Origin of the sequence: Exiguobacterium sp. s163 (assembly GCF_018617135.1) — a bacterium.
Lineage (GTDB): Bacteria > Bacillota > Bacilli > Exiguobacteriales > Exiguobacteriaceae > Exiguobacterium > Exiguobacterium profundum.
Genome location: NZ_JACSJN010000002.1, coordinates 335,445 through 348,624 on the forward strand (window position 1 = coordinate 335,445; position 13,180 = coordinate 348,624).

Sequence of the window (13,180 nt, forward strand, 5' to 3'; positions counted from 1 at the left end):
ATGAATATCCATGAGTATCAGGCGAAAGAATTGTTAAGAGAGTTTGGGGTAGCCGTTCCGACGGGTTATCCGGCCTTTACTGTTGAAGAAGCTGTGGCAGCTGCTGCGAAGCTTGAAGGTGAAGTGAAGGTAGTAAAAGCTCAAATCCACGCAGGTGGCCGCGGTAAAGCGGGTGGCGTTAAACTTGCGAAGACAGATGAAGAAGTGAAGCAATATGCTTCAGAGATTCTCGGGAAAACGCTCGTGACACACCAAACAGGTCCGGAAGGAAAAGTTGTCCAGCGTCTCTATATCGAAGAAGGTTCCGCGATTGACCAAGAATTTTACTTAGGACTCGTGCTTGACCGTTCGATCGGCCGAATTGTCATCATGGGTTCATCTGAAGGTGGAATGGACATCGAAGAAGTCGCTGAACATACGCCAGAGAAGATTCATAAAGAGATCGTCGACCCGGTCGTGGGCTTACGTCCATTCCAGGCGCGTCGTCTCGCATTCAAAATGGAAGTCCCGACGAAACTCGTCAACAAGTTCAGTGACATGGTCATGAAGTTGTACAAAGTGTACGTCGAGACAGATTGCACAATCGCGGAAATCAACCCGCTCGTCACGACGAAAGACGGTAACGTCATCGCGCTCGATGCGAAGTTGAATTTCGATAGCAACGCGCTCTATCGTCACTCGGACATCCTTGCGCTTCGTGATACGACGGAAGAAGACCCACGTGAAGTGGAAGCGTCGAAACACGACCTCAGCTACATCGCACTCGACGGAAACATCGGTTGTCTCGTCAACGGTGCCGGTCTTGCGATGGCTACGATGGATATCATCAAGCATTACGGCGCTGAACCCGCTAACTTCCTCGACGTAGGTGGCGGTGCGACGAAAGAAAAAGTAACAGAAGCATTCAAGTTGATCTTGTCTGATGACCAGGTCAAAGGGATCTTCGTTAACATTTTCGGTGGAATCATGAAGTGTGACATCATCGCAGAGGGGATTGTCGCTGCGACGAAAGAAATCGGACTCGACTTACCACTCGTCGTTCGCTTAGAAGGAACGAACGTTGATGCCGGGAAGCGCATTCTCGATGAATCTGGACTTGCGATCACGACGGCCAACTCGATGGCTGACGGTGCAGAAAAAATCGCAGCACTTGTTCGATAAGGGGGAAACGACATGAGTATTTGGGCGGATAAAGATACGAAAGTAATCATTCAAGGGATTACAGGGAAGCAAGGTCTGTTCCACGGTGAACAGATGCTCGCATATAACACGAAATTAGTCGGTGGTGTCACACCTGGTAAAGGTGGCACGACGGTCCTCGACAACGTTCCAGTCTTCAACACCGTGTCTGAAGCGGTCGAAGCGACTGGTGCCAATGCATCGATCATCTATGTTCCACCTGCTTTCGCAGCAGATTCGATCATGGAAGCGGCTGATAGCGGCATCGAGCTCATCATCTGTATCACAGAAGGAATCCCAGTTGTGGACATGATTCAAGTGAAACGCTATCTCGAGGACAAACCGGCTCGTTTAATCGGACCGAACTGTCCTGGTATCATCACACCTGGAGAAGCGAAACTTGGCATCATGCCTGGCTACATTCATACGAAAGGGCACGTCGGAATCGTATCACGTTCTGGGACGCTCACGTATGAGGCGGTTCATCAGTTGACGACAGCAGGTATCGGACAATCGACAGCTGTTGGAATCGGCGGAGACCCGGTCAATGGAACAAACTTCATCGATACGCTTAAAGCGTTCAACGAAGATGAGGACACGAAAGCGGTCATCATGATCGGGGAAATCGGCGGAACGGCTGAAGAAGAGGCAGCTGAATGGGTAAAAGCCAACATGACGAAACCAGTCATCGGTTTCATCGGCGGCCAGACGGCTCCTGAAGGCAAGCGCATGGGACATGCGGGTGCAATCATCTCAGGTGGTAAAGGGACGGCTGCTGAGAAGATCAAGACATTGAACGCGAATGGAATCGAAGTCGCTGAAACACCAGCGGTTATCGGTGAAACGTTAATTCGTGTCTTGAAACAGCAAGGATTATACGAAGCATGTGTCACGGGTCAACCGACGACATGAGAATCTTGAGGGATGCTTGCATCCCTCATTTTTTTAAAGGAGAGTTTGTGATGAATCAAACAATAGCTCGGTTTGCTGCAGCACGAATGCCAGTTGAGTTTGTGCATCATTATTTAAACGGGACACTCGGAGCACATCGCACACAATTTTCTGAACATGTCTGGAGACGGGCTGAACGAGCCTGGCACGCATCGGAGTCGTATAAACATTTCGTCACATGGGAAGACGACTTGTTTCCGAAACGGTTACTCGACATCCCCAACCCTCCATATTGCTTGTTTTATCATGGAGATTTAGAGGTACTACAAGAAAGAACGACTGCGATGGTCGGAAGTCGTGAGTTGAATCGTATCAGTCAACCGCTCGTGAATCACTATCACTCTTTAATAGAAGAAACTGTATCTGTTTCAGGTGGCGCCCTCGGAATCGACGGGCTCGTCCACGCCCAAGCCCTTCTCGCTCGTCGACCGACCGTGGCGGTACTGGGAGCTGGACTGAACCGGCTCTATCCGGAGGCGAACCGAGACATGCTTTTACAGATTCCACAAGAGGGAGTCTTACTTAGTGAATATGTACCAAACACGCCGATTCAAAAATTTCAATTTTTGGAAAGAAATCGTTTGGTCAGTGGTCTTGGCGATGCGTTGGTCGTTATACAGGCGAGACGAAAGAGTGGGACGATGAATACGGTCGGACATGCTCTAGAGCAAGGGAAAACGGTATTTGCGGTGCCAGGTTCACCCCTTGATCCACTCGCGGAGGGACCGAACCGGTTGATTGAAGAAGGAGCGATTCCATTGACGAATTCCGATCAAATTATTCGAGATCTCAAGATTGTACGTTGACAAACCAGTGAGAACATGAATATTATGGTAGGGATTTAAATGACCTCTAAAAGGGGAGCAGATGTATGGCAAAATATCTGGTGATCGTCGAATCACCTGCGAAAGCAAAAACAATTAAACGTTATTTAGGTCCGAATTATATGGTCAAAGCTTCGATGGGGCACGTGATTGACTTGCCTAAAAGTCAACTCGGTGTAGACGTCGAACACGACTTTGAACCGAAGTATATTACCATCCGTGGTAAAGGACCGGTATTGAAAGAATTGAAGACAGCAGCGAAAAAAGCGACAAAAATCTTTCTCGCGGCCGACCCCGATAGAGAAGGGGAAGCGATTGCTTGGCATTTAGCACGCGCACTCGGTGTCGATGAAACGACAGAATGTCGTGTCGTCTTTAACGAAATTACAAAAGATGCGATTAAAGAATCGTTTAAACATCCACGTAAGATCAATCACGATCTCGTCGACGCACAACAAGCTCGACGCATTTTAGATCGTCTTGTCGGATACGGGATGAGTCCATTATTATGGAAGAAAGTCAAAAAAGGATTGTCTGCAGGGCGAGTTCAATCGGTAGCCGTGAAGATGATTATCGACCGTGAACGTGAAATTAACGCGTTCGACCCGGAAGAGTACTGGACGATTAAACTTGATTTAAATCATGATGGGGAAACGTTCGAGACTTCATTTTACGGAAAAGATGGAAAGAAGATGGAATTGAAGTCTGAAGAAGATGCGCAATCTGTCCTAGATACCATCGATGATACGTTTAAAGTCATTGATGTGACGAAGAAAGAACGGAAGCGGAACGCTTCGCTACCGTTCACGACCAGTTCATTACAGCAGGATGCTGCCCGTAAATTGAATTTCCGTGCGAAGAAGACCATGATGCTCGCGCAGCAATTATATGAAGGAATCGATCTCGGCAAAAAAGAAGGTACAGTCGGTCTGATTACGTATATGCGTACCGACTCGACACGTATCTCTGATTTGGCGAAGACGGAGGCGAAGGAATATATCGAATCGACATTCGGTGAAGAGTATGTCGCCTTACAGAAACAAAAAGAAAAGAAATCAGCGAATACCCAAGACGCGCACGAAGCGATTCGTCCGACTTCGGCACTCCGCGACCCAGCTTCCTTGAAGCCTTATCTGTCACGTGACCAGTTGCGACTGTATAAATTGATTTGGGAACGATTGATTGCGAGCCAAATGGCACCAGCCGTGCTCGATACGGTCAAAATCGACGTCGAATCGAACGGGATGATTTTCCGTGCGAACGGGTCGACGGTCAAATTTCCTGGTTTCATGAAAGTGTACATCGAGTCGAAAGACGATGACATTGAGGACACGAACCAAGAGAAGGAAGGATTATTGCCTCCTCTCGAAGTGGATGACACCGTGACATTTGAAACGATTGAACCGAAACAACACTTCACACAACCGCCACCTCGTTATACAGAGGCGCGACTCGTTCGAGCGATGGAAGAACTCGGGATTGGTCGTCCGTCGACGTATGCGCCGACACTCGACACGATTCAACGACGCGGTTATGTCGTTCTCGAAGAGAAGAAGTTTTTACCGACTGAACTTGGAGAACTCGTCATCGAGATGATTGATGAGTATTTCAACGACTTCATCACGGTCCAGTTCACAGCCGACATGGAGACCCTTCTTGATTCGATCGAGCATAAGGAAGTCGAGTGGACGGAAGTCGTCGCTCCGATTTATCGTTCTTTCGAGAAACGATTGAAGCGTGCTGAAGAAGAAATCGAGAAAATCGAAGTGAAAGATGAACCTGCCGGAATTGATTGTGAAGTCTGTGGGTCACCAATGGTCATCAAGATGGGACGCTACGGCAAGTTCATGGCGTGCTCGAACTTCCCGAACTGTACGAACACGAAACCGGTACAAGTCGAAATCGGTGTCCCGTGTCCGAACTGTAAGGATGGACAAATCGTAGAACGTCGTAGTAAAAAAGGTCGTCTCTTCTATGGTTGCTCGAACTATCCGGAATGTGAATTCGTCTCATGGGATAAACCGGTTGCGAAACCGTGTCCAGTATGCGACAGTTTGATGGTCGAGAAAAAAATTAAAGACGGCGTGAAATATCAATGTACGAACTGTACCCACACCGAGGTACATCAGCAAGAGGAGGATTAATGTTGCAACAACGTGTAACTGTAATCGGAGCTGGATTGGCCGGCTCCGAAGCGGCTTGGCAACTCGCTAAGCGCGGTATTCAAGTAGATTTGTATGAAATGAGACCGGTTCGTCAAACACCGGCGCACCACACGGATCAATTTGCGGAGCTCGTTTGTTCGAACTCGCTACGTGCGAACGGTCTTCAAAATGCCGTAGGTGTCTTGAAAGAAGAAATGCGTACGCTTGACTCGCTCATCTTAAAGGCGGCGGACACGGCAAGTGTACCTGCTGGGGGTGCCCTTGCCGTCGATCGTCATGAGTTTGCCGGATTCATCACCGAGAAGCTAAAGAACCACGAGAATGTCACAGTGCACAACGAAGAGCTCAAAGAGATTCCTGAAGGGATCGTCATCGTGGCGACTGGCCCGTTGACCTCCCCTGACCTCTCTGCATCACTCAAGGCGTTCACAGGAGAAGATTATCTCTACTTCTATGACGCGGCAGCACCAATTCTAGATGGTGATACGATTGATCGGGATAAAGTCTATTTGAAGTCGCGTTACGACAAAGGTGAAGCCGCTTACTTGAACTGTCCGATGACAGAAGAAGAGTTTGATGTGTTTTACGAAGAGTTGATCAAGGCAGAAGTCGTTCCGCTAAAAGAGTTTGAAAAAGAGATTTACTTTGAAGGATGCATGCCGTTTGAAGTCATGGCCGAGCGTGGGAAGAAGACGCTTTTGTTCGGACCGATGAAGCCGGTCGGATTAGAAGACCCGAAGACAGGAAAACGTCCATATGCCGTCGTTCAGCTTCGTCAAGACAACTCGGCGGGCACACTGTATAACTTGGTAGGCTTCCAAACACATTTGAAGTGGGGCGAACAGAAGCGCATCATCCGTCTCATCCCGGGACTCGAGAATGCGGACATCGTCCGATACGGTGTCATGCACCGTAACACGTTCATCAACTCACCGAGCTTACTCAAGCCGACGTATCAGGCGCGTACACGTGACACGCTCTTCTTCGCCGGTCAGATGACAGGGGTAGAAGGATATGTGGAGTCGGCAGCGTCCGGGCTTCTAGCTGGGATCAATGCGGCGAAGATGATCGCAGGTGAAGAACTCATCGTTCTCCCGCGTGAGACGATGCTTGGTTCGATGGCGCATTATATCACGACAGCCGACGGGAAGCACTTCCAACCGATGAATGCAAACTTCGGATTGGTGCCATCACTAGAAGACGCTCCGAAAAAGATGAAGAAACAAGAACGGTACGAGCGTTACGCGAACCGTGCGTTAGAAACGATTCAACAGTATAAAGATCTTTGAACAGGAGAGCCATTTGTTGGCTCTTTTGTTTTGAAGTAAAATTTCAATTGTGTATTTTGTTTCATACTTTGAAAATTTTCAGATTATTGAACGGCTATCTATTGTCACCTTACATTCTGTATGCTATGCTAATTTCGATTTGACGAGAACATGCGTTTTTACGAGTCATCGAGGAGGCGATAAAATGGGATTTTTAGAGGATCGACAATCCTTTTTGCGCTACTGCCAAATTGAACGTCGACTGTCTCCTCATACGAAACGCTCCTACGAGCAAACGCTCGACCAGTACGCCGCATATTGCCAATCGACGCATCAAGATCCCTACGATGCTCAGACGGCGCGGCGTTATTTATATGTCCTTTATGAGAAACAATTGGCCGCGTCCACGGTGTCCCAAAAAGTATCTTGTTTCAAGCAATTCGGGAAGTTTATGGCAAGAGAACAAGGTGGAGAACCGTTGTTCCACGACCTGACCTCACCGAAAAAGAGACAGTCCTTGCCGACCTTTGCCGTCCCGACGGAAGTCGAGCAACTGTTGGAGGCTGCCTCGAGGCAGGAAGATCCTTTTTTACAGGCGAGGGACGTCGCCATTGTAGAAGTGCTCTATGGGACGGGAATCCGCGTCGCTGAACTGTGTGGGATGAACCTTTCCTCGTTCGATGAGGTTTTATCCTTTGTCCATGTGATGGGAAAAGGGAAGAAAGAACGATATGTCCCGATCGGGCAATATGCCGTACATGCTTTGCAGCGTTATATCGAATTACGCAAAGGTGTCGGGCTCCCGACAGAAACCGCATTATTTTTGAGTCAAAAAGGGAATCGGATGACAACAGACCAAATCCGCTATGTCATGAAACGTTTGAGAAAAGACAGTGGGGTACATAAACCACTTACCCCGCACTCGTTGCGACACAGCTTTGCGACGGATTTGTTAGAACGGGGAGCGGACTTGCGTGCCGTCCAAGAGTTGCTTGGGCATGAGTCCTTGTCGACGACCGGGCGGTATACCCATGTATCGACCGAACGACTTCGGTCGATTTATCAAGCGACACATCCAAGAAAGTAGGAGGTTACGATATGTTTCATGCAACAACGATTTTTGCAGTTCGACACAATGGCCAATGTGCGATGAGTGGAGATGGCCAAGTCACATTCGGGAATGCCGTCATCATGAAAAACAAGGCGAAGAAAGTCAGACGCCTTTATGGCGGGAAAGTCGTTGCCGGTTTTGCAGGTAGCGTAGCCGATGCTTTCACATTGTTTGAAAAGTTTGAATCGAAACTTGAAATGTATAACGGTAACTTGCCGCGAGCAGCGGTAGAACTTGCGAAAGAATGGCGTGGGGATAAGATGTTGCGTCAACTCGAGGCACTATTGATTGTGATGGATGCCGATCATCTTTTGCTCGTCTCTGGGAATGGAGAAGTGATTGAGCCGGACGATGGAATTCTTGCAATCGGATCCGGTGGGAACTATGCCTTAGCGGCAGGTCGCGCACTCGTACGCCATTCTGCTGAAAAGTCTGCTGAAGAAATCGCGCGTGCCGCTCTTGAAATCGCTGGTGAGCTTTGCGTGTATACAAATGATCAAGTCATTGTAGAAACGATTGGAGGCGCTGCTGAATGAACCGAGAGTTGACACCTAGACAAATCGTAACGGAGTTAGACCGTTTTGTAATCGGACAAAAGGATGCCAAGCGAGCAGTTTCGATTGCTCTACGAAATCGCTATCGACGTCAAAAGTTAAGTGCAGACCTTCGCGATGAGGTTACACCAAAAAATATTTTGATGATCGGACCGACCGGGGTCGGAAAGACCGAAATTGCTCGACGGTTAGCTAAGCTTGTCGGTGCACCGTTTGTGAAGGTAGAAGCAACGAAATTTACGGAAGTTGGTTACGTCGGTCGTGACGTTGAATCGATGGTACGTGATCTCGTTGAGGCATCGGTTCGTCTTGTCAAAGAAGAGAAAAAAGAAGATGTGAAGGAGCCAGCGGAACGTGCGGCGACGGAACGCCTTTTAGATGCACTACAAGGAAAAGCAAAAGCGACACCTACTGCATCGAATCCGTTCGAAGCGTTGTTCGGCGGACAGACACAACAGCCAGAAACCACGTCGGACACATCCAATAATGACCGTTCGCAACTTCGACGCTTGCTCGAACTCGGTGAACTCGAAGAACGCGTGATTGAAGTGGAATTAGAAGAAAAGCAGACGATGGATTTGTTTCAAGGTCAAGGGATGGAAGGTTTGTCGAATCTTCAGGATATGCTCGGTCAAATCGTTCCAAAGAAACGGAAACAACGTAAGTTGACGGTTCGTGAAGCAAGACCGCTTCTCATTGCTGAAGAAGCAGAGAACTTGCTGGACTTGAACGAAGTCCACGATGAAGCCGTGCGGCGCAGTGAACAGATGGGTATCATCTTCGTGGATGAAATCGATAAGATCGCCACAAAATCACAAGATCACGCCGGAGTATCCCGTGAAGGGGTGCAGCGTGACATTCTTCCGATTGTAGAAGGATCTACGGTCGTCACGAAGTATGGACCGGTTAAAACGGATCATGTTCTTTTCATCGCGGCCGGTGCATTCCATATGGCTAAGCCGTCTGACCTGATTCCAGAGCTACAAGGACGCTTCCCAATTCGTGTTGAATTGAGCAGCTTGACGGAAGAAGACTTCGTCAAGATTTTGACGGAACCGTCACAGGCACTCATTAAACAATATACGGCCTTGTTAGAATCTGAAGAAATCACGGTCCGTTTCACGCATGAGGCCATTGAAGAAATTGCGAAAATTGCGACACATGTCAATCGGGAGACCGATGACATCGGTGCACGTCGCCTCTATACTATAATGGAGCGCGTTTTAGAAGATTTATCATTTGAAGCGGCAGATATGCCACAAACAACCGTAGAAATCACACCAGCTTACGTACAAGCAAAAGTCGGTTCCATCGCCGACGATCGTGATTTGAGCCAATATATATTATAAGATTCTGTATGCACATACAGGGAGGAAATAGAGAATATGAACTTACTAGAAAAAACACGCCAATTAAACACAATGCTTCAACAAGAGGCAAGTGCGCACGTTGACTTTAAAGAAATGGCGGACAAAATGCGTGAAGTCCTTGAGTCCAACACGTTTATCGTGAGTCGTCGGGGACGACTTCTCGGTTTTGCAATCAAACAACAGATTGAGAATGACCGGATGAAAGCATTCTTAGTCGATCGACAGTTCCCGGAGCCATATGCTTCGAACTTGTTCAATGTGAAAGAAACGACAGCGAACATCGATATCGATAGTGAATATACAGCATTCCCAGTCGAGAACCACGATCTATTCCTCAACTCCATGACGACGATTGTTCCAATCATCGGTGGAGGAGAACGTTTAGGTACGCTCGTACTCGGTCGATTGGCGAATGAATTCACAGAAGATGACCTCGTTCTCGCGGAGTACTCTGCAACTGTAGTTGGAATGGAGATCCTTCGTGAGAAGGCTGCGGAAGCAGAAACGTCGGCACGTAAGAAAGCAGTCGTCCAGATGGCGATTAACTCGTTATCGTATTCAGAGCTTGAGGCAATCGAACATATCTTCGAAGAGCTTGGTGGAAACGAAGGATTGCTAGTTGCTTCCAAAATTGCCGACAGAGTGGGAATCACGCGTTCGGTCATCGTCAACGCACTTCGGAAATTAGAAAGTGCAGGGGTCATTGAATCACGTTCTTTAGGAATGAAAGGAACGTATATCAAGATATTAAATGACAACTTCTTGTTTGAATTGCAAAAACTGAAATCAAACTGAAATACAACTTTCGATGTGTAATTTCCATTGAAAACACTTTTAAAAGGGACTTTATTCCTAAAAAACCGCTTTCCTTGATAAGGAGGCGGTTTTTTTTAGTACAAAAGTAATTATTTTCACCTTTTGACGTGATTTCGACAAAAAGATATTAAGCCATTTACCTATGTTTTAAAAAATATCTTTCAGAACTGTTACAGATTTGTTTCAATGAAATAGTAGATTTTCCAAATGAGGTATATTTAGTAGTCATTATATGAAAGTGAGTGAACGCCGTGAATTGGATTGGTAGTGACTATCAATTACTAAAGCAAGCCATCAACCATTCAGTCCTTAACCAAAAGGTCATCAGTCATAACCTTTCAAACATTGATACGCCGAATTTCAAAGCCAAACAGGCTGTGTTTGAGCAGACGCTTCAGAGTGAGATGCGACTCAAGCTGCAAGGTGGTCGTCCGAGTGACTCGACCCAGTCGAAAGTCATCGATCGAGCTGGTGGCGCCATGAGGAGTGATGGCAACAACGTCGACTTGGATTATGAAATGAGTGAGCTGGCACGAAACCAACTCCAGTATGAGGCGATGATGGAGCAATTGAATCGTAGGCTCGGGGGATTAAAATCTGTTATTCGGGGAGGTCGTTAATCAATGGGAATGTTTGATAGTTTTCATATTTCAGCTTCAGCGTTGACGTCACAACGGCTACGAATGGATACCGTGTCGGCGAACATCGCCAACGCTCAGACGACTCGCGGGAGACTCGTGGACGGAGAGTGGCAACCATACACACGAAAGATGACCGTGTTGCAAGAAGCGCCATTCCGGAAGCAAATGGATGCCGTTAATGGAGGGGTGCAGGTATCTCAAATCATCGAAGACGATGCACCGTATAAATTGGCTTATAACCCGAATCATCCCGATGCGGATGAGCGAGGGTACGTACAAATGCCGAACGTCGATCTCTTGAAAGAAATGGTCGATTTGATGGGTGCGACTCGTTCGTACGAAGCAAACATTGCAGCGATGAACGCCTCGAAGGCGATGCTCGTAAAAGCGATGGAGATTGGTAAAGGATAAGGAGTGTTAACGGATGCAAATTAATCCAATTCAATTGATGAGCCCAGAACTCACGCCATCACTGAATAAAACGAACCCATCTCAATTTGGGTCATACTTGAATGAAGCGATGAACGCATTGAATGAGACACAACAAGCGACTAGTCAAGCCCGTAAAGATTTGGCGGTCGGGAAAGCTGACCTTCATCAGGTGATGATTCAAAGTGAAGAGTCGTCGATTGCGATGCAACTTGCCATCGAGGTGAGGAACAAGGCTGTTGAGGCCTATCAAGAAATGATGCGAATGCAAGTTTAATTGTAGAGGATGACAAGTTGCGATGAATGAACAATTAAAAGAACGATTCAAATCCATGACCGGTGCATTAAAGGCGATGCCAGCGAAACGTAAACTCGTATGGGGCATCTCGATCGCGGTCATACTAATCGCGGCCCTCGTACTCACATTCTTCCTTTCAAGGCCAAACATGGCACCTCTCTATACAAACTTGTCTGCTCAAGAAGCGGGCGAAGTGACAGAGAAGTTGACAGCAGACGGGGTACAGTCGGAAATCAAGGCGACTTCGAACGGTGTGAGCGTGTATGTGCCGACTGAAATGGTCGATCAGTTGAAAGTGAGTTTGGCTGCTGCCGGGATTCCAAAGTCCGGCTCGATTGATTATAGTTTCTTCAGCGAAAACGCAGGGTTCGGAACGACAGACCGTGAGATGGCTGTCATCGAACGTAGTGCGATGCAGACGGAGCTAGAGCGACTCATCACACAGATTGAAGGAATCAATCAAGCGAAAGTCATCATCTCACTTCCTGAGAAGTCTGTCTTCTTGGCAGAAGATCAAGGTGAGCCTACCGCGTCCATCGTCTTGAACATCGGAGCGGGGACGAATTTAGAACCAAACACAGTAAAAGGTCTCTATCATTTGATTAGTAAGAGTGTCCCGAACTTGAAACCGGAAAACATTTCAATTATGGACCAATACTTCACGTATTATGATCTCGACCAGACTGTTGTTGCTGGAGGTTCCTCGTCAGATCCATTGGCGTTGAAGCGACAAGTCGAAAAAGACGTACGTCAACAAATCCAACAGATGCTCTCGGTTCTACTCGGCGAACGGAGCGTACTCGTTTCCGTCACAGCAGACATCGACACGACACAAACGGCTGAAGAACAGAATCTTGTCACACCGGTCGATGAAGAAAACATGGAAGGCATCGTCACGTCTGCCGAGCGGATTGCTGAAGCATACACTGGCGGAACAGGTACGGCGACAGAAGCGACGGGAACTGGTGAGAACGACACAATCAACTTCCCGGCAGCGACTGGCGATGGCACAGAAGAAAGTGAAAAGAATCATGAAATCATCAATTACGAGGTCAACCGCATCACGAAGCAGATTCAAAACGCACCATATACGATTCGTGACCTCGGAGTCCAACTCATCGTTGAACCACCAGATGGCGCAACAAGTATCGATCCGCAGTTAGAAGGCGACCTCGAGACGATGATGTATTCCATTATTCGGACGTCGTTAGCGAAGACGGATGAAGCCATCACGGATGCTGAACTCGAACAGAAAGTTGTCGTCGTGTCGAGACCGTTCGCTGAAGTGGAAGAGGTTGCAGCAACAGAGCAACCGACACCTTGGTGGATGTATGCGGCAGCGGCGGGTGCAGTCGTAATTCTTGCCTTGATCTTCTTCGCGATGCGTAGACGGAAGCAAGAGGTTGTGGAAGAGACGAACGAATGGGAAGTTCCATATGAAGATGAAGTACCTGACCTAGACCTCGAAGAGCGAGGCGAAGGTGCAGTGAAGAAGAAACAGTTAGAAAAATTAGCTGAAAGTAATCCAGAAGAGTTTGCTAAACTGCTTCGTACTTGGATGTCTGAGGAGTGAG

General features: G+C 47.7%; 13 protein-coding genes. All 13 read left to right on the forward strand.

Annotated elements, in window-relative coordinates; all coding sequences use genetic code 11:
• The 13 genes from sucC (at position 1) to fliF (ending at position 13,179) form a co-directional block, all read left to right on the forward strand.
• Positions 1–1,161: an ADP-forming succinate--CoA ligase subunit beta gene (gene sucC / locus KNO71_RS08225; RefSeq protein WP_078146691.1), complete on the forward strand. Its 1,161-nt coding sequence runs from the start codon at positions 1–3 to the stop codon at positions 1,159–1,161.
• Positions 1,162–1,173: 12 nt separating this feature from the next.
• On the forward strand, positions 1,174–2,091 hold the full coding sequence (gene sucD, locus KNO71_RS08230; protein WP_015881376.1) for a succinate--CoA ligase subunit alpha: 918 nt from the start codon (positions 1,174–1,176) through the stop codon (positions 2,089–2,091).
• Between the two features lie 50 nt (positions 2,092–2,141).
• Positions 2,142–2,936: a DNA-processing protein DprA gene (gene dprA, locus KNO71_RS08235; RefSeq protein ID WP_214687931.1), complete on the forward strand. Its 795-nt coding sequence runs from the start codon at positions 2,142–2,144 to the stop codon at positions 2,934–2,936.
• 65 nt (positions 2,937–3,001) lie between these two features.
• The gene (gene topA, locus KNO71_RS08240) at positions 3,002–5,098 is read left to right on the forward strand and encodes a type I DNA topoisomerase (protein WP_047795418.1); all 2,097 of its coding nucleotides are present in this window, start codon (positions 3,002–3,004) and stop codon (positions 5,096–5,098) included.
• Positions 5,098–6,408, forward strand: a complete 1,311-nt coding sequence (trmFO, locus tag KNO71_RS08245; protein WP_214684485.1) for an FADH(2)-oxidizing methylenetetrahydrofolate--tRNA-(uracil(54)-C(5))-methyltransferase TrmFO — start codon at positions 5,098–5,100, stop codon at positions 6,406–6,408. The genes topA and trmFO overlap by 1 nt, the downstream gene beginning before the upstream one ends.
• Positions 6,409–6,592: 184 nt before the next feature.
• A complete protein-coding gene (locus KNO71_RS08250) occupies positions 6,593–7,474 on the forward strand; it encodes a tyrosine-type recombinase/integrase (protein ID WP_078146696.1) in 882 nt (293 codons plus the stop codon).
• Positions 7,475–7,485: 11 nt separating this feature from the next.
• Positions 7,486–8,034 (forward strand): ATP-dependent protease subunit HslV, encoded by a 549-nt coding sequence (gene hslV, locus KNO71_RS08255; RefSeq protein ID WP_078146697.1) that lies wholly within the window; start codon positions 7,486–7,488, stop codon positions 8,032–8,034.
• Complete coding sequence (gene hslU / locus KNO71_RS08260) at positions 8,031–9,401, forward strand: ATP-dependent protease ATPase subunit HslU (protein ID WP_074037255.1); 1,371 nt, start codon at positions 8,031–8,033, stop codon at positions 9,399–9,401. The genes hslV and hslU overlap by 4 nt, the downstream gene beginning before the upstream one ends.
• Before the next feature lie 36 nt (positions 9,402–9,437).
• On the forward strand, positions 9,438–10,217 hold the full coding sequence (gene codY / locus KNO71_RS08265; RefSeq protein WP_074037253.1) for a GTP-sensing pleiotropic transcriptional regulator CodY: 780 nt from the start codon (positions 9,438–9,440) through the stop codon (positions 10,215–10,217).
• Between the two features lie 272 nt (positions 10,218–10,489).
• Positions 10,490–10,858: a flagellar basal body rod protein FlgB gene (flgB, locus tag KNO71_RS08270; RefSeq protein WP_074037939.1), complete on the forward strand. Its 369-nt coding sequence runs from the start codon at positions 10,490–10,492 to the stop codon at positions 10,856–10,858.
• A 3-nt stretch (positions 10,859–10,861) separates the two neighbouring features.
• Complete coding sequence (flgC, locus tag KNO71_RS08275; RefSeq protein ID WP_074037252.1) at positions 10,862–11,290, forward strand: flagellar basal body rod protein FlgC; 429 nt, start codon at positions 10,862–10,864, stop codon at positions 11,288–11,290.
• 13 nt (positions 11,291–11,303) lie between these two features.
• Entirely contained in the window at positions 11,304–11,585 is a 282-nt protein-coding gene (gene fliE / locus KNO71_RS08280) for a flagellar hook-basal body complex protein FliE (RefSeq protein WP_074037250.1), read from the forward strand.
• Between the two features lie 22 nt (positions 11,586–11,607).
• Positions 11,608–13,179, forward strand: a complete 1,572-nt coding sequence (gene fliF, locus KNO71_RS08285; protein WP_078146698.1) for a flagellar basal-body MS-ring/collar protein FliF — start codon at positions 11,608–11,610, stop codon at positions 13,177–13,179.
• Position 13,180: the final 1 nt, after the last annotated feature.

Excerpts from the sequence above, each read along its gene's own strand:
- trmFO (WP_214684485.1), top strand. The coding sequence starts at position 5,098 with ATGTTGCAACAACGTGTAACTGTAATCGGAGCTGGATTGGCCGGCTCC.
- hslU (WP_074037255.1), top strand. The coding sequence starts at position 8,031 with ATGAACCGAGAGTTGACACCTAGACAAATCGTAACGGAGTTAGACCGT.
- sucD (WP_015881376.1), top strand. The coding sequence starts at position 1,174 with ATGAGTATTTGGGCGGATAAAGATACGAAAGTAATCATTCAAGGGATT.
- dprA (WP_214687931.1), top strand. The coding sequence starts at position 2,142 with ATGAATCAAACAATAGCTCGGTTTGCTGCAGCACGAATGCCAGTTGAG.
- fliE (WP_074037250.1), top strand. The coding sequence starts at position 11,304 with ATGCAAATTAATCCAATTCAATTGATGAGCCCAGAACTCACGCCATCA.
- KNO71_RS08250 (WP_078146696.1), top strand. The coding sequence starts at position 6,593 with ATGGGATTTTTAGAGGATCGACAATCCTTTTTGCGCTACTGCCAAATT.
- fliF (WP_078146698.1), top strand. The coding sequence starts at position 11,608 with ATGAATGAACAATTAAAAGAACGATTCAAATCCATGACCGGTGCATTA.
- codY (WP_074037253.1), top strand. The coding sequence starts at position 9,438 with ATGAACTTACTAGAAAAAACACGCCAATTAAACACAATGCTTCAACAA.
- topA (WP_047795418.1), top strand. The coding sequence starts at position 3,002 with ATGGCAAAATATCTGGTGATCGTCGAATCACCTGCGAAAGCAAAAACA.
- sucC (WP_078146691.1), top strand. The coding sequence starts at position 1 with ATGAATATCCATGAGTATCAGGCGAAAGAATTGTTAAGAGAGTTTGGG.
- flgC (WP_074037252.1), top strand. The coding sequence starts at position 10,862 with ATGGGAATGTTTGATAGTTTTCATATTTCAGCTTCAGCGTTGACGTCA.
- hslV (WP_078146697.1), top strand. The coding sequence starts at position 7,486 with ATGTTTCATGCAACAACGATTTTTGCAGTTCGACACAATGGCCAATGT.